This window comes from Methylocystis suflitae (assembly GCF_024448135.1).
GTDB classification, from domain to species: domain Bacteria; phylum Pseudomonadota; class Alphaproteobacteria; order Rhizobiales; family Beijerinckiaceae; genus Methylocystis; species Methylocystis suflitae.
Genome location: NZ_JAMRYX010000143.1, coordinates 1 through 16315, shown reverse-complemented (window position 1 = coordinate 16315; position 16315 = coordinate 1). Strand labels below are relative to the sequence as shown.

14 protein-coding genes are annotated in these 16315 nt (G+C 65.2%); 7 read left to right on the top strand and 7 right to left on the bottom strand.

Features of this window, described 5'->3' with window-relative positions; all coding sequences use genetic code 11:
• The first annotated feature begins 317 nt into the window (after nucleotides 1-317).
• Nucleotides 318-2522, top strand: a complete 2205-nt coding sequence (locus NEI07_RS10775; protein ID WP_256034498.1) for a hypothetical protein — start codon at nucleotides 318-320, stop codon at nucleotides 2520-2522.
• A gap of 3 nt (nucleotides 2523-2525) precedes the next feature.
• Here NEI07_RS10775 and NEI07_RS10770 read toward each other — a convergent pair whose 3' ends face one another.
• Together NEI07_RS10770 and NEI07_RS10765 are read right to left on the bottom strand one after the other, a co-directional pair.
• The gene (locus tag NEI07_RS10770; protein ID WP_256034496.1) at nucleotides 2526-3347 is read right to left on the bottom strand and encodes a hypothetical protein; all 822 of its coding nucleotides are present in this window, start codon (nucleotides 3345-3347) and stop codon (nucleotides 2526-2528) included.
• Between the two features lie 190 nt (nucleotides 3348-3537).
• Entirely contained in the window at nucleotides 3538-4518 is a 981-nt protein-coding gene (locus tag NEI07_RS10765; RefSeq protein ID WP_256034493.1) for a hypothetical protein, read from the bottom strand.
• Nucleotides 4519-4620: 102 nt separating this feature from the next.
• Between NEI07_RS10765 and NEI07_RS10760 the strand changes: the two genes are divergently transcribed.
• The 4 genes from NEI07_RS10760 to NEI07_RS10745 all read left to right on the top strand — a co-directional run bounded on the left by NEI07_RS10760 (nucleotide 4621) and on the right by NEI07_RS10745 (nucleotide 8747).
• A complete protein-coding gene (locus NEI07_RS10760; RefSeq protein WP_256034492.1) occupies nucleotides 4621-5550 on the top strand; it encodes a 50S ribosomal protein L11 methyltransferase in 930 nt (309 codons plus the stop codon).
• 76 nt (nucleotides 5551-5626) lie between these two features.
• Nucleotides 5627-7441: an aminopeptidase P family protein gene (locus NEI07_RS10755; RefSeq protein ID WP_256034490.1), complete on the top strand. Its 1815-nt coding sequence runs from the start codon at nucleotides 5627-5629 to the stop codon at nucleotides 7439-7441.
• Nucleotides 7442-7508: 67 nt separating this feature from the next.
• Complete coding sequence (locus NEI07_RS10750) at nucleotides 7509-8027, top strand: hypothetical protein (RefSeq protein WP_256034487.1); 519 nt, start codon at nucleotides 7509-7511, stop codon at nucleotides 8025-8027.
• A gap of 108 nt (nucleotides 8028-8135) precedes the next feature.
• Nucleotides 8136-8747 (top strand): phosphatase PAP2 family protein, encoded by a 612-nt coding sequence (locus tag NEI07_RS10745; RefSeq protein ID WP_256034485.1) that lies wholly within the window; start codon nucleotides 8136-8138, stop codon nucleotides 8745-8747.
• Nucleotides 8748-8750: 3 nt separating this feature from the next.
• Here the strand turns inward: NEI07_RS10745 and NEI07_RS10740 are convergent, their stop codons facing one another.
• Together NEI07_RS10740 and NEI07_RS10735 are read right to left on the bottom strand one after the other, a co-directional pair.
• Nucleotides 8751-9347: a GNAT family N-acetyltransferase gene (locus NEI07_RS10740; RefSeq protein ID WP_256034483.1), complete on the bottom strand. Its 597-nt coding sequence runs from the start codon at nucleotides 9345-9347 to the stop codon at nucleotides 8751-8753.
• Nucleotides 9348-9574: 227 nt separating this feature from the next.
• The gene (locus NEI07_RS10735; protein ID WP_256034482.1) at nucleotides 9575-10720 is read right to left on the bottom strand and encodes a type III PLP-dependent enzyme; all 1146 of its coding nucleotides are present in this window, start codon (nucleotides 10718-10720) and stop codon (nucleotides 9575-9577) included.
• 652 nt (nucleotides 10721-11372) lie between these two features.
• Between NEI07_RS10735 and NEI07_RS10730 the strand changes: the two genes are divergently transcribed.
• Entirely contained in the window at nucleotides 11373-12941 is a 1569-nt protein-coding gene (locus NEI07_RS10730) for a glucan biosynthesis protein (RefSeq protein WP_256034481.1), read from the top strand.
• 3 nt (nucleotides 12942-12944) lie between these two features.
• On the opposite strand, the gene NEI07_RS10725 is transcribed toward NEI07_RS10730, so the two are convergent.
• Both NEI07_RS10725 and NEI07_RS10720 read right to left on the bottom strand, forming a co-directional pair.
• Nucleotides 12945-13748, bottom strand: coding sequence for a creatininase family protein (locus NEI07_RS10725; protein ID WP_256034480.1), 804 nt, complete (start codon nucleotides 13746-13748; stop codon nucleotides 12945-12947).
• 68 nt (nucleotides 13749-13816) lie between these two features.
• Nucleotides 13817-15001, bottom strand: coding sequence for a hypothetical protein (locus tag NEI07_RS10720; protein WP_256034479.1), 1185 nt, complete (start codon nucleotides 14999-15001; stop codon nucleotides 13817-13819).
• 168 nt (nucleotides 15002-15169) lie between these two features.
• Here NEI07_RS10720 and NEI07_RS10715 point away from each other — a divergent pair, with 168 nt between their 5' ends.
• Nucleotides 15170-15640: a DUF411 domain-containing protein gene (locus NEI07_RS10715; protein ID WP_256034478.1), complete on the top strand. Its 471-nt coding sequence runs from the start codon at nucleotides 15170-15172 to the stop codon at nucleotides 15638-15640.
• On the opposite strand, the gene NEI07_RS10710 is transcribed toward NEI07_RS10715, so the two are convergent.
• On the bottom strand, nucleotides 15568-16315 hold a 748-nt coding region (locus NEI07_RS10710; RefSeq protein WP_256034477.1), incomplete at its 5' end, for an NAD(P)/FAD-dependent oxidoreductase. The genes NEI07_RS10715 and NEI07_RS10710 overlap by 73 nt on opposite strands.

Sequence of the window (16315 nt, the reverse complement as noted above, 5' to 3'; positions counted from 1 at the left end):
GATCTGACGGGATCAAGGCCCGTCAGCGCGAGTCGCGGCCGAACGGCCCAGCCGCAGACAGTAAACTCGCCGTCTAGCACGAATCGTTCAGGAAGGGGAAGCGGGGCGGGCGCCGCGCCGCACCCGCGCCCAAGGTCCGATGCGCGGCGAGCATCCCCCGGGAGCGCCGCCAACGCGCTGCGCCGCAGCGGCGTCCGCCCTTGCGCCGGAGCGCAAATCCGTCTCAATTCGCCGGCAACGTCACCAACCCACATTGCTTTTTCCAAGGGAGCGGACATGCGCAGCCGGCCGGTTCCAGCGTCGAGAGCGTCTGCGCGATGACCGCCTCCGCACAGCAGGCGCGCGTCGCCGACGCCTCGGTCCCGCGGCGGCGCTTTGGTCTTTTCGACGCTCTGATTTCGCCGCTCGCGCGTCTGTGGAGCGGCGATCTCAACCTCGGCCGCGTCGGGATGGCCGCCGCCCTGCCCGTTCTGGGCTGGGTCTTCTACACAACCTCGTCCGGCATGATCGACATCATGCAGAGGGAGCCCGGAGACGTGATCGGGATCGCGGGCACGCTGATCGCGACGACCGCCGTCCTTACGATGCTGGCCGCGACATCCTGGTCGCTCGGCGTCGACCTTGCGGCGCTCATCGCGCGGCGGCGCATGGCCCGCGAACGCATGATCATCAAGACCGGCGTGACGGCGCTGGTCTTCGCCTTCGTCTTCTCGATCTCCGCCTTTTTTTCGTTCACCTACTACTACAACAACATCTTCAAGCTCTCCTCGCGCAAGATCGTCGCCGAGCTTCAGCCGATGGAGCTTGCGACGGAGGTCCTGCTGCCGGCGACGAAAGACATCGGCGCCGCTTATGAAGCGGCCTCCGCGCGCATCGCCGCGACGCCCAGCTACAAGGCCTATCTCGATTCGATCGACGGCCTTATCAACACGGCGCGCCAGGCCGGGCCGGCGCTGCGCGACGCCATTCGCAAGCGGCAGGAGGCGCAGCAGGCGGTGATCGCGCAGGCCGCGAGCCAGGCCGCGCTGGAAATGCAGAGCGCGCAGGCGGCGATGCGTCAGCTCGAGGATGCGCGACGCGAGATCGAGGCGCTTGAGCGCAGCATCGCCGAACTCGACGTCATCATCAAAGCCAAGCAGGACGAAATGACGTCCATGGCCGCTACGGCGCGTCAGGAAGAACAGCTCGCCGTCGACGCTGCGCACGGCTTAGATGGGCTGGGCGCGGCCTGCGGCCCAAATTGCCGCGGGCATCAGGAGAAGGCCGCCGAAGCGATGCGACGCGTGTCGGCGCTCAGGCAGACGCTCGCCGGCCCCGCGAACGAACGCGCCAACGCGGTGAAGCGGCGCGACGCGCTCAATGCGCAGACGATCACGCTCAAACAGAAGGCCGAGACCGCGAGCGCCGCTTCCGGCCGGCCGATGCCGAAGGGCGAAGCAGCGCTCGATCTCGACGCGACGTTGCGCGACCTCGCCGCGCTGCGCGACCAGCTGCGCCTGGAGCCGACGTGGCGCGCCGTGCGCGACGCGAAGCCTCTATGCGAACCGATTCTCGCGGCGGCGCGGCAATCAAATGCGCTGCCGGCAAGCGTGCCCCGGGACTTCACCTGCGAGCCGCAGGGGGAGGCGCGCGATCTGCTCTCGGCGCGCGACGAAACGATCGCCGCGCGCGTGGCCTTCGACAACAAATGCGGGCTTGAAGCCGGGCTGCGCGATGAACTCTCAGCGATCGTCGCCAAGATCCGCGCGGCGCCGGCGTCGGACAAGGCCGCCGCGGCAAACGGCTTCAACGAGGCGAAGACCCTCGTCGACGCCTGCGTCGTCTCCGGCAAGGCGGCTGGGCTGTCAGACGACGAGGTGCGCGAGCTTTTGAAAAAAAGCGACGCCTATTTGCGCACGCACAGTTCCGAGCGCAATAAATTCGAACTGGCGCGCGAAGCCTTCTGGAGCTTCACCCCCGATTCGACGATGGCGATCGGCGTCGCAATGGCGCAGGACGCATTTTTGTTCATCATGAAATTTCTGTCGGAGATTTTCAAACGCGGCTATGAGGCGCGCGAGCGGCGTCAGTTCGCCGCGCCGATCGATCTTTCCGACGACGAGGAGCAGCCCGTCGACGTCCGCGCGATGAAAGCCGTCCTGCGCGCGGCGCGTCCGGTTCACGGCGACATGAGCGAGATTGACCCTGATGCGGAAGCAATGTCGGCGCTGCCGCCGAATGTGCACGACAATATCGTCGCTATTCTCAATCGGCTCGTGCGCGACGAAATCGCTCACGTCGACCGCAAAGGCGCCTATCTCGTCGACAACGTCACCGTCGGGCAGATCGAGGCGCGGCTCTTCGTGGCGCTGAAGCCGCGCTCCGCCCGCGCCATGCATTACTCTGCCGACGGCGGCGTCGTCAGCGGCCCGCGCGCCTATTACTCGGACGCCGCCGCGAACCTGCCACGGCGGCGCTCCGGCGCGCTCGAGCGCTACCTGATCGCCGAACCGGCACAGATGGACAGGCGTTCGCCAGGTTAGAATTCAGGCGGCGACGGGGGTTGCTCGCGCGGCCGCGCGCAGCGACGGAAGGTAGCGCAAGCAGAGCCCCTGCGGCGCGTGAAGCAGGCCCGAGACGACGCTGATCTCGCGCCAGCGCGGATAGCTCGCCGGCAAGAACTGCAGCGCCAGGCCGACAGCGCCGAGAAACTCACTTTCGCACGCAAAATCATCAGCGCCAAAGGTCAGCGTCGCGTCTTTGCCCGTTTCGGCGCCGCGCGCCAGAAACTCAAGCGTTGGCGTCGCCCAGCGCGTCGCTTCCAGCGCATCCTCGAGCGCGCTCCAGACGTCGCGCGGATCGATGAAGCGAACGAGGTAACGCGCCGGCGCGGCGTTGTAGCGCGTCGCCTCGTCCTCGGTCACGAGATCCGGTCGCGCATCGAGCTCGGCGTCCGCCATGGCGAGAAGCGCCGCCGGATGTTGGCGCCAGTCCGCGGCGCTCACGCTCCAGACGGCGCTCTGCTGATAGAGACGTCCGTGGCCGCTTTCGCCGTCTTCAGGCCGGAAACGCGCGCGCAAAAAAATGGCGCGACGGGAATTCGGCTCCGGGGCGACCCGCGCGATGAAGGAGCCGCGTCGTCGAGAAGCGGGATCGACGAGCTCAGGCTCGAAGCGGCGAAGCGCCATCAGACGCGGCGGCGAAAGCAGCCGGTCGTCGGCCGGCTGCAGATTGCAACTGCGCAAGGTCACGCCATAGCCCGCGGTCGCCGGCACGCGCAGCGTCGCGCCAAAAGCGAGCTTCCCATAGTGCAGCCGTTCGAGAGAAATCTCGGCCGTTTCGTCGCCATTCGGCGCAGCTATGCGCATCGCGCGTCCTTTCGCGCGGGAAATCCGCGCGATCACCCTAGGCGCAGAGCCTTAAGCAAGAATTGACGTAAATTCGCTTTAGAGCAGGTTCCGAAAAAGTTGACAGACTTTTTCCATGAGGACCCGCTCCAACATTTTGATTTGAGCGATTCCTTATCGATCACATGATTCCATGTGATCGGGAAGCGCTTCAGGCGATCTCCTCGATGCGCGCGTCGAGCTGCGCATAGGAGAAGGTGAAGGCGCTGTCGAGGCCGAGGGCGGCGTAAAGAAACGGCTCGGCCGTGAGGAATGGCCGCCAATATTCATTATAGGCGCGGGCGCCTTCGAGGCCTGCGCGACGAAACCGGCGCTCGCCAGGCTGATGCGGATCGATGTTGGGATTCTGAAAGCGCTTGACGAAACCATAGGCCGAGCAAACCGTGAAGCGCACCGATGCGCCGCCGCCGTTCGGCGACTCCAGCGCCCGCAGGCGATCCAGCCACTGCGCGGCGCGCAGCGATTTACGCAAGGCGTGCAGCGCCACCGCAGGATCGCAGGCATAGGTGAAGGCGCTCGGCCCGAGGCGCGCGAACAAGCGCTCATATTGCGAGAAAACGACGACGAGCCGCTTGAGCTTTTTCTCAGGCGCCAACGCCAGCCGGTCGATAAGGCGCGCGAGATTGCCCGACCAGCCGGAATCCTCGAGCCGCACCAGTGGCAGCACGATCACGATGGCGTCGGCCTCAAGCATCTGCCTGGCGAGCTTGGCTTTGACGTCATTGAGGATGGCGACCTCGGCGCCGTCCGGCGGCACGGCGATCTCGCCGGCCGAGTCAATGATCTCCAGAAGCCAGGGTCCTCGTAGCACCGCCGCCGGCGGCGCTTCGCCGTTGACCGTCAGGCGGAAGCGATATTCGTAGGTGTCGAGCGTGTCGGTGGCGAGGCCGCCCTCGGCGAATTCGCGCCGCAGCCGCTCATAGTCGCCCTGTTCGACCGACAGCAGATTGGTTTTTTTTGGCTCAGCGCTCTCGGCGAAATATTCCGCCTCGGTGATCGGCTGCAGCGCGGGGCGCAGGCGCGGCGAATAGCCAAAGGCGCTTTGCGCGACGCAGTCGACAAGGGAGGCGAGCAGCGACGACTTGCCGCCCTTCTTCGGGCCGATCAGACAAAGCGAAAGTCTTTCGGTCATTCACGCCTTCAACTCGTTGGGCCCAGCCTCTAGCGCGACAATACAGACCGACGGCGCCGAGCGAAAGGTGACGCACGCGCCCCGGCCGTGGTAAGCGCGCTCATGCTTGAAGGCCTTCCCCCCAATAACGCCAGCCACATGCTGCGCCTCGATTGCGACGAAAAACGCGCCCGCGCCGTCGCCGACCTCATCGTCGAAACCTTTGAGCCGACAGAGACCGCCGCCGCCGCCTTCGAGCTGGACGATGGCCCCCAATGGTCCGTCGAGGTCTATTTCGCGAGCGCGCCCGACGAAGCGCAGATTCTTGCCCTGATCGAGGCCGCCGCCGACGCCGAAACGGCGCAGGCGGCGCGCTTTTCGACTGTCGCCGAGCAGGACTGGGTGGAGAACGCTCTTGCCGGATTGGCCCCTGTCCGCGCCGGCCGCGTCCTGGTGCATGGCGCTCATGATCGGGACCGGCGGCGCCCGAACGACATCGGCGTCGAAATCGAGGCGGCGCTCGCTTTCGGCACCGGCCATCACGGCACGACGCTGGGTTGCCTCAAGGCGCTCGAGAGAATCGCCAGGCGCCGGCGCCCACGCCGCATTCTCGACGTGGGAACAGGCACCGGCGTTCTCGCGATCGCCGCCGCGCGGCTCTTTCACCAGCGCGTCGCCTGCGGCGATATCGATCCCGTCGCCGTGGCGACAGCCTCAGCCAACGCCCGCGCCAATGGCGCCGGCGCCGATGTTCGCCCGGTCGTCGCGACCGGGCTGCGCCACCCGTCGCTGCAAGGCCAATATGATCTGATCTTCGCCAATATCCTGGCGAAGCCTCTGCGTCTGCTTGCGCCGGAGATTGCCCGCGCCGCGGCGGCTGACGCGGAGCTGGTGCTCTCAGGACTGCTGGCCCGCGACGTGCGCGGCGTGCTCGACGCCTATCGCGCCCAGGGGTTTTTCCTGGCCGAGCGGAGCGACATCGACGGCTGGGCGACTCTGGCGTTGAGGAGAGGCGGATCGTCCTGCTCGCCGTCCTTGCCCCTCCCCTATTAAAGCGGGAGAGGGATGGGATGGGGAAAGGCGGGCGCGAAGCATTGCCCTGCGGCAGGCGCGCGACTAGCTTTGCTCCATGTTCGAAGCGAAATTCCAAACATTCGTCGACGACGCCATGCGCGGCGACAGCGCGGCGCGTCTCAAGGCGCTGCGCGCTGAGCTGAAACGGCAAGGACTCGACGGCTTTCTCGTTCCGCGCGCCGACGTCCATCAAAACGAATATGTGCCCAGATGCGCGGAGCGCCTCGCCTGGCTGACAGGCTTCACCGGATCGGCGGGCTTTGCCGTCGTGCTGGAGAAGGAGGCCGCGCTCTTCGTCGATGGCCGCTATGTCATTCAGGTGCGCGGCGAGATCGATGCGAAGCTCTTCAAGCCGCTCGATATCGCCGAAACGACGCCCGCCGCTTGGCTCAGCGAACATGCGCGCGAAGGCGCGCGCATCGGCTATGACCCCTGGGTGCACACCAGCCCGCAGATCGAACGCTTCGGGAAAATTCTCGCGGAAAGGAAGATCGACCTCGTTCCGCTCGACGCCAATCCGATCGATGCGCTTTGGATTGACCGGCCGGCCGAACCGAGAGGCGCGGTGGCGATTCATCCCGCCCGATACGCCGGCGAGAGCGCCGGCGCGAAGATCAAAAAGCTGCGCGCGGCGCTAAAAGATGCGGACGCGGCGTTGATGTCCGATCCGCATGCGATCTGCTGGGCGTTCAACATTCGCGGCGCCGATGTGGCGCATACGCCGATCGCGCTCTGCTTCGCGTTGCTGCCCAAGGACGGCGCGCCTGCGCTCTATATTGATGGAGCGAAGCTTGCGCCGAAGGTGCGCGCGGCGCTCGAAAAATTTCTGACGCTGAAGACGCCTGAAGACCTCGTCGAGGATCTCGTGCAGGCCGGCAAGCGCGGCGCGACCATTCTCTTTGATTCCGCGACGGCGCCGGCGAAACTCGTCGAAACCTTGCGCGCGGCGGGCGGCAAGCCGCGTCTCGCCGACGATCCGGCGACGCTGCCCAAAGCGATCAAGAATGAAAGGGAGCTTGAAGGCGCCCGCGAAGCTCATATTCGCGACGGCGCGGCGCTGACGCGATTCCTCGCCTGGTTTTCCGAAACCGCGCCAAAGGGCGGATTGACGGAAATTTCCGCGGCGGAAGCGCTCGAAACCTTCCGCCGAGAAAACGGCGACCTGCGCGACATCTCCTTCCCGACGATCTCGGCTTTCGGCGAACATGCGGCGATCCCGCATTATCGGGTGACGGAAACGAGCAATCTCAAGATCGGTCGCGGCGTCTATCTCGTCGATTCAGGCGCGCAATATCTCGACGGCACGACCGACGTGACGCGCACCGTCGTCGTCGGTCCGGCGTCGAAACAATTACGCGAACATTTCACGCGCGTGCTCAAAGGCCATATCGCCATCGCCCGCGCCGTGTTTCCCAAGGGCGTCTCGGGCGCGCAGCTGGATGCTTTCGCGCGGCGCGCGCTGTGGGAGGCTGGGCTCGACTTCGATCATGGGACGGGCCACGGCGTTGGCGCTTACCTCTCGGTGCATGAGGGGCCGCAGCGCATCTCGAAGCTCGGGACGACGCCGTTGCAGCCCGGCATGATCCTCTCGAACGAGCCCGGCTATTACCGCGCCGGCGAATATGGCATCCGGCTTGAAAATCTCGTCATCGTCGAGAAGCGCGAAATCAAAGGCGGCGAACGCGAGATGTATGGTTTCGAGACCATCACGCTCGCGCCTTTCGATTTGAATTGCGTCGAGCCGAAATTGCTGTCGCCGGAAGAAATCGACTGGCTCAACGCCTATCACGCGCTTGTGCGCAAGACGCTCTCGTCGCTTGTCGACGCAAAGACGCGCAAATGGCTGCGGCAAGCGACGAAGCCGGTATGAACAATCTCGAAACGGATGACGTTGATCTATTGATCCTCAGAACTCCGCTCGCTCGGAGGAAAATGCCATGAGCATTGGCGCAGAACCAATTTCGCACGAACCCATCGCAGCATTGGCCGGCGAGGCCTTCGCGAAAGCCGTCACGACGCTGGCGCGCGGACACATGCTGACGCCCTTCGGCGTGGCGCGGTCCGACGCTGGCGTCGACCAGCCGCAACAATTCATCGTCAGCGATGCAGGCAAGATTGATATCGCCGAAAGCGTCGAGGCGGCGCTGCAATGGCTTGAAGACGAAGCGCCGAACGCCGACGTCTGCATGATTATCCTCGACGGCTATTTCAGCAGTGATGACGGCCGCATCGACGCGGTGGTCGGCCGCGCGCTGTCGCTGAAGCGACAGCTGATGGTCGAGATCGCGCTGCCGTACGAGAGCGCCGAAGACGAGGAAGGTCTCGAGTTTTCAGACCCGCAATATCGCTTTTCCGGCGTCGCCGAAGACGGCGCGGAGATCGAAACGGTCGACGTTGACGCCGACGCCTTCGACGCGGCGTTTCGCAGCGCCTTCGCGAAATACGCGCCGGCGTAGCGTTGTCATCAATACATCACATAAGCGTCACGCAACCTCTATCCCAACGTCACCGAAACGCAGCCTCCGCGTCGCGAAACCGCAGCGTGTGTCGCGTAGCGTTGCGTCATGGCGTTCACATCGGACCAGCTGGCGAAGCTGACGCGAGACGCGTCAGCAAAGCCGCAAGCAGACATCGGCGTCGCCGCCACTTGGGGCCAACGTCTCTTCGAACTTGACCTCGCGGCGGTTCATCTCTTCTCACGAACGGCGCGCTCCGCGATCGGCAGATTTCTCGCCGTCGCCATCAGCAAGCTCGGCAATGGCTGGATCTATCTGATCCTCGCGCCCATCGTCCTCATCGGCCTTGGCTGGCAAGGGCTGCATGTCGCGGCGCTCGCGGGATTGAACGCCGCGCTGCTGCATATGCTCTATCCGATCATCAAGCGCCGCTTCGGCCGCAAACGCCCCTTCCATGTCGACGCGCGGCTGCCGTCGCTGTTGAAGACGCTCGACGATCACTCCTTCCCCAGCGGCCACGCCATGACGCTCACCGGCGTGCTCGCGCCCATCGTCATCGCCTGGCCGGCGACGACGCTATCGGCCGGCCTTCTTCTGCTGTCGATGGCCTGGTCGCGAATCGCGACGGCGCACCACTATCCGAGCGACGTCGCGGCCGGCGTGGCGCTTGGCGCCGGCCTCTCCTACCCGCTCGCGAGCGGCATTCTCGCCTATTGGTGAGCCTTACGCGGCTTGAGGCATGTCGATCCGATGCGCAGCGGCGGGGATGACGCGTCCTTGCACGCCCGATAGCGCGCCGTCGACAAGCTCCAAGCCAAGAAAGCGCGCGCGCTCGACCGGTCCCGGCATGGTCAGCCGCTCGGCGAATCGCCGCTCGAAACCGAAGCGCGCATAATAGGGGGCGTCGCCGACGAGCAGCACGGCGCGATGGCCGAGGTCGGCCGCGCGCGCGAGCGACTCGCGAATCAGCGCGCCGCCGACGCCGAGCGAACGCGCCTGCGCCGCGACGGCGAGCGGACCCAGCAACAGCGCCGCGCGCCCGCCGGCAAGAACCGGCCAAAGCCGCAGCGTGCCAATAAGCCCGCCGACGCAGTCGGTCGCGACCAGCGCGAGGCCCGGCGCCGGCGCCGATCCGTCGCGCAGCCGCTGGCAGGTCTTCAAGAACCGCGCGGGACCGAAGGCGTCGTCGAGCAAAGCTTCGCGCGACTCTGCGTCGCCCAGCGCTTCATCGCGAATCGCAAGTGGCGCAAGAGCGACACGCGCTTCCGGGGCGACGCGCGAGACGGGAACGTGACTGGGGCATACAAGTTCAAAGGCCATCTTTTCCTCCCTTAAGAAGGACAAGCGACCCTCGCGCCTGGCGCATGACGCGCCCGCCGAACGGGACTGGGTTTATCGGGGAATAAGTTCCCGCTTTCTTGCCGTCATGCCCGCGCTTGGCGCGGGCATCCACGCGATGATGCCGCGGGTTTCCGCGATCTCTCGGCGTGGATGGCCGGGACAAGCCCGGCCATGACGCAATCGCTGCGCAGAGGCGCAGAGCCGGCTCAGATCACATGCGTCTCGAGCGGCGGGAAACCGTTGAAGCCCACGGCCGAATAGGTCGTCGTATAGGCTCCGGTTCCTTCGATCAGCACTTTCGCGCCGATCTCGAGCGAGATCGGCAGCTGATAGGGCTGCTTCTCGTAGAGCACGTCGACGCTGTCGCAGCTCGGGCCCGCGACGACGCATGGACTCGTCGGCGCCCCGTCCGCGGGCGTGCGGATCGGATAGCGGATCATCTCGTCGGTCGTTTCGGCGAGGCCGTTGAACTTGCCGATGTCGAGATAGACCCAGCGAATTTCGCTGTCCTCTTCCGACTTCTTCGAGATCAGCACGACTTCCGCTTCAATCAGCCCGGCGTTGCCGACCATGCCACGGCCCGGCTCGATGATCGTCTCCGGAATGCGGTTGCCGAAATGCTTCGAGAGCGCGCGGAAGATCGCATTGCCATATTGCTTCACCGCCGGCACGTTCTTGAGATATTTCGTCGGGAAGCCGCCGCCGAGATTGACCATCTGCAGATTGATTCCGCGCTCCGCGAGTTCGCGGAAGATTTCCGACGCCGACTTCAGCGCGGCGTCCCACATGCGCGGATTCGTCTGCTGCGAGCCGACATGGAACGAAACGCCATAGGCGTTGAGTCCCAGCCTGTGGGCATGCTCCAGAACGCCCGTCGCCATCTCGGGGACGCAGCCGAATTTGCGCGACAAGGGCCATTCCGCGCCGGAGCCGTCGCAGAGAATGCGGCAAAAGACCTTGGAGCCGGGCGCGACGCGCGCGATCTTTTCGACTTCCGCCTCGCAGTCGACCGCAAAGAGACGCACGCCGAGCGCATAGGCGCGCGCGACGTCGCGCTCCTTCTTGATCGTATTGCCGAAGCTGATGCGGTCGGGCGTGGCGCCGGCTGCGAGGACCTGCTCGATCTCGACGACGGACGCCGTGTCGAAGCACGAACCGAGCGAGGCGAGCAGCGAGAGCACTTCCGGCGCCGGATTGGCCTTCACCGCATAGAAGACGCGCGTATCCGGCAACGCCTTGGCGAAGCCGACATAGTTTTCGCGCACGACGTCGAGATCGACGACGAGGCAAGGTCCGTTGTCGCGCCCATTGCGTCGGCGCTCGGCGAGGAATTCGAGAATGCGATCGGTCATCGTGGCCCCCTTGCGCGGCGAACCGCGCCCAGAATCGTTGAGCGTCAACGGACACGCCGCTCCGGTCGCCCGCGCGCGATGGAGACGCGACGAACGTTGGGTTTAGCTGTCCAAGGCCGCGTGAGCGCAAGCGCTCAAACGGCTGGTTGATGCGCCGTTGACTGGACCGATGCGAAATAATGCACGCCTGAGCGCGCACGCTTCCGCGGGTACAGCCATCGATTGGAAGGGGAGAATCCCGATCCGCACGCCCGGCAAGAAAGACAAGCCTCTTCGGTACGCCGACCTTTGGAGGGTCGACAGAGACGAAAAAGCCCGGTCCGTCGTTGCTTTAAGTCGCGATCCTCCGCAGAGACGGAGTTCGCCGGTTCGCCTCCGGCTGCCGGTTTTACGCTGGCGGTTGACCGGCCTCTTGTCCGGATCCCCGCCTACCGACACACGACCACAGGCACGTGCGATTTGGGCAAGGACTTAGATACGCGCTTTTGCCGCTGAGACAAGCGGTTTTTGCGCCATGCGATTATTTTTTCGGCGGGTGATGCATGTTGGTCGCGCGCCGGCCTTGAGCCGCCAGCTTCTTGCGCGCGCGAGACGATGGGGCTAGAGAGCAGCAGTCAATTAGCGAAGGCAGGACCTTGGTTCGGACGCGGGAATGACGCGAATAACACGGCGCCAATTCGCCGGGGCGCTCTCTGCAATAGGCGCGCAATTTGCGCTCAAAGACCCGGCGCTGGCGGCCTCCGACGTTCCCAAGCCGCGGTTCGGCTTTGAGAACGTCGTGCAGCGGGCGCACGACCTGGCGCTGGCGCCCTTCGACACTACGGTTCCGCCGCGTCTGCCCGATCCCTTCGACGCTTTGGACTTCGACACATGGCGGGGGATTCGCTTCAAGCGCGAGCATGATATTTTCGCGGGCGCGGACGGCGGCTTCCGGCTAGAGACGTTCCATCTCGGCTTTCTCTATCGTCGCCCGATGACGGTGAATATGATCCGCGACGGCATCGCGACGCCGATTCCCTATTCGCCGGCGCTCTTCGACTATGGCCGCCTCAAGATCGACAAGGCTCCCCCCGTCAACACCGGCTTCGCCGGCTTTCGCCTGCATTTCCCGGTCAACGAGCCTCATGTTCACGATGAGGTGATCTCCTTCCTCGGCGCGAGCTATTTCCGCTTTCTCGGCCGCGATCAGAAGTATGGGCTTTCCGCGCGAGCGCTTTGCGTCGAGACCGGCTCCGAGCACGAAAGCTTTCCGTTCTTCCGTGAATTCTGGGTCGAAACGCCGGAGAAGGGCAGCAATCACGCGACGCTCTATGCGCTGCTCGACGGCGAGGCTGCGACAGGAGCCTTCAGATTCGATCTCTTCGCTGGACAGGAGAGCGCGCTCGAAATCCAGGCGACGCTTTTCCCGCGGCGCGCGGGGATGAAGCTCGGCCTCGCGCCGCTCACGTCGATGTATCTGACCGGCGAAAACGACCGGGACGTGCGCGACGGCTTTCGCACGGAATTGCACGATTCCGACGGGCTCTCGATCCACACCGGGGCCGGCGAATGGCTCTGGCGCCCGCTCGCCAATCCTCCCCGCGCGCGGATCTCGTCCTTTCTCGACAACAATAATCGCGGCTTCGGGCTGCTGCAGCGCGACAGGACGTTCGAGTCCTATCAGGATCTTGACCTCGCCTATGAAAACCGCCCGAGCTATTTCGTCGAACCTATGGGCGACTGGGGCGAAGGCCGCGTCGAACTGCTCGAACTGCCGACGCGTGACGAAACAAACGACAATATCGTCGCGAGCTGGACGCCGGCAAAGTCGCCTGAGCCCGGCGCGCCCTTCGTTTACGCCTATCGTATCACCGCCGGGCTCGACATGCCGCAACTCGCGCCCAACGGCATGGTCGTCAACACCTTCGAGGCGCCGGCGCGGGCGCTTGGCTCGGCCGAGCCTTACAATCCCGACGCGCATCGGTTCATCGTCGATTTCGCCGGCGGCGATCTCGCCTATTACGTCGCCGATCCGGGCCAGGTCGAAGCGGTTGCGACGACGAGCGCCGGGCGCGTGCTGCGCGCCAGCGTCGCCGCCAACGCGCATATCGGCGGACTACGCGCGCTCTTCGACGTTTCGGCGCAGCCGGGCCAGACCGCCGATCTTAGATTGTTTCTGCGAACGCACGGGCGCACGCTGACCGAGACCTGGACCTATCCGTGGACAGCGCCGGCGGCGTGACGCTCAGTCGTCCATGCTCTTGAGCCGCGTCAGGTCGAACGCCTCGACGTCGCGCAACAATTCAACGAAGGCCGTCGCCCAATAATCGGCCACCGCTTCGCCCTTTTCAGCGCTGGCTTTGGACGCGTCGCCCATGGCGCCCGCAGGCGAGAGGTCCTGCGCCATCCAGCCGAAGCCGGCGGGTCGATCCGCGCGCAACCAGGCGAAATCGCGCTCGAAGTCGAGCGTCGCCGGCGGGAAGTTTTTGGCGCGCGCCATGTCGACGAGGTCCGGCCGGAAAGCGAGCATGAGCGACGTTTCGATTTCGCCGCCATGAATCCCGTGGCGCAGCTCCGCCGCAGAGAACAGTCCGTCCGGATAGCCGAAACGCGCCCAGGAGACGATGACCGCCAGCGCGCCGAAACGGGCGCGCAGATCGAGCGCGGTCTGCGAGAGGAGCGCCGAATTGCCGCCATGTGAATTGAGGAGCACCAGCTTTCTTACGCCTGCGCGAAGGACGCCCTCGGCGATCTCTGTGAGGAGGCGGGACGCGGTTTCATTTGTCAGCGTCAGCGTCCCGGGAAAATCGCGGTGCTCGGTGGACACGCCGATGCTCTGCATCGGCAGAAAGACGGCTTCGAGATCTTCGGGCAGGCGCGCCGCGACTTGATCGATGCATCCTTCCATGATCATCGCGTCAACCCCGAGCGGCAGATGCGGCCCGTGCTGCTCCACCGCAGCGATCGGCAGAACGGCGATGACGCGCGACATGTCATGCGCGCGCATGTCGCGCAGCGAGAGTTCCGACCAGAAGGGCGACGGCAGCATAGCGGCAGCATAGGCGTCTTGGGCCCCGAGGGGAATGCGGCGCGCCCAACGGAACGGCTTTATGTTCGTCAGAGTCCCGTCAGCTTCATGAAGAGCTTTTGAGCCATCTCGGCGACAGGATATTTGAACAAGAAGAGCGGCGGCATCGGCAGCAGCGCCGCGGCGACAATGATCGCCAACAGGCGAACGCTGACGGGCGCCAGGCGCATGTTTCGCACAACGCCGACGCTATTGCCGAGATCGGCAAGCGATTGCAGGTCCGGCGTCCCCAGCAAAGGCTCTTCGGCGTGAGACGCTTCGCCAAGCCATTTGCGCTCGAAGTCCTCGACGTATCGCGCGGCAAGCACCGTGTAGTCGCGCAGCCCCCGTTCTCTGCATTCCATCAGCTTGAAGGCGAAGAAGCAGGGCGGACCGAGAAACAGCGCGATGTCGATGATCACGATCATGGCCGTCGCCAGATAGATCGGGTCAAACGACGCGCCCGCCGACATTTCCTCGGCGAAACCGGCGGCGACGAGCAGTGACATGGCGAACGCCAGTGGCGCCAAATGGGTTTGGACGACCTCGAGGTATCCGAGCCCCCCAACGCCGTCGGGATGCGTCGGCGTCAGGCGAAGCTCCATTCGGGCCAAGCGCCACAGAAAACGCCACCAGAGCGCTAGCCGCCAAACCCAACGAAACGCCAGAAAGCGAAAGAGCGGCAGACAGACCATCCAGTACCACAAACCCGCCAGCGGCATGAGGGCCAAGGCGCGGCCCGATTCGAGCGAAGCGGTCTTTCCAGACAGATGAAGCTGCGCCGCGAAAAGAAACATCAGCACTGTCGCCGCGAGCGAGGTCGCATCCGGAATCCAGGAATTGCTCCAGCGGGCGAGGCTTCGAACTTCAGCCTGCAAGGCCGGTAGAGTAGTTCTCGACGCTACGCCGGAACGCAGAAGGGTCGAGAGAAACGCCCTCGCTTGCCGATCAAGCGTGGTTTCGCAAAAAAAGAGCAGCGGAATGACTGCCAGCAACCGAACGTGCCCGCCAATGACGGAGAGCGAAAAGAACTTTCCGCGATCGCCTTCAAGCGCCGCCAAGGCGACGAGGACGATCCAGGGGACCAGACCGAGCGCGATCCCCAGGGGCAGCGTATTCGGCCCCGGACGGACAAGGTTGAGCCGCCTTCCCAGCCTCTGAAGGGGGCCGCCAAGAAGCGAGAATTCGCTGAGCAGGTCGTCGGCGATTTGCGGGCTAGCGGCGGATTGGCTCATGCACCCCTTCCGATGGTAAGCGCTGGGTTCGTTCGCGCGACGTCTTGCCGCTTTTGCCGGCGACACCGACATACTACCGCAAGCGACTTCGCGCGAATGCCGCGCCGATGATGCGCCCGCCTTCCGCAGCGCACGCGTAGGGCGCGCGTTAGACAAGGAACGACGCCGATGGCGAACTACCCCTTCACCCGACGCGATACGCTGCGGCTCGCCGCAGTTGCGGCGCTTATCCCTGGATGGGCGCGCGCCGAAGGCGCGACAAAGGTCGTGATGCATAAGAGCCCGACGTGCGGGTGCTGCGGCGCGTGGTCCGCGCGTATGCGCGAGGCCGGCTATGTCGTCGAGGAGATCGTCGAAGCCGACATGCCGTCGGTGAAGAAGCGCCTCGGCGTGCCTGACGCGCTGTCCTCCTGCCACACGGCCGAGATCGACGGCTACATCGTCGAAGGCCATGTCCCCCCACAGGCGGTCGCGCGGCTCCTAAAGGAGCGGCCGAACGCCGTCGGCCTCGCCGCGCCGGGCATGCCGGCGGGATCGCCGGGCATGGAGGGCGGCGCAGCGGAAGTCTACAGGCTGTATTTGTTCGACGCTTCCGGGGCGCGCCCATTTGGCGACTGGCGGGGCGACAAGCCCGTCTGACCAGATTCGGGCGGCGCGGCCGATTGATCGGGCGAAAGGCCGAGATAGCGGGCGGCGCCGCGGCCGGCCGCCAGTCCGGTGGCGAAGGCCGCCTGCAACAGATAGCCGCCCGTCGGCGCGTCATAGTCGAGCATCTCGCCCGCGACGAAAACGCCCGGCAGCTTCTTGAGCATCAGATTGTCGTCGAGTTCGTCGAAGGAGACGCCGCCGGCGGTGGAGATGGCGCGCTCAAGACCTGCGACGCCTGTGACGGTGAGCGGCGCATTCTTGATGAGCCCGGCAAGCGTTTCCGCGTCGCGCGGCAGGCCGTCCCCGCGCGCCTCGCGCAGGAGGCCGATCTCGACTTTCGAGAATCCGGCCTTGCGCAGAAAATTTGCATGCGACTGTTTCTGCGGACGCCGCGACAGCTTGCGCGTCAGACAATCGAGACTGGTGTCGGGCCGCAGATCGATCGACAGCGTCGTCGGGCCGTGTTTTTGCGTGACGTCGCGCAGCTGCGAAGAGAGCGCGTAAACCGGCCCCCCTTCCAGTCCGGCGCGCGTGACGACGACATCGCCGCGCGCCGAAGCCGCGCCGTGGCGCAGCAACGCCGTCTTGATCGGCTGGCCTTCGAAATCGGCGCGAAAGATCGCGCTCCACTCGATCAGGGCGCCGCAGTTGGCGGCGACGAGCGGC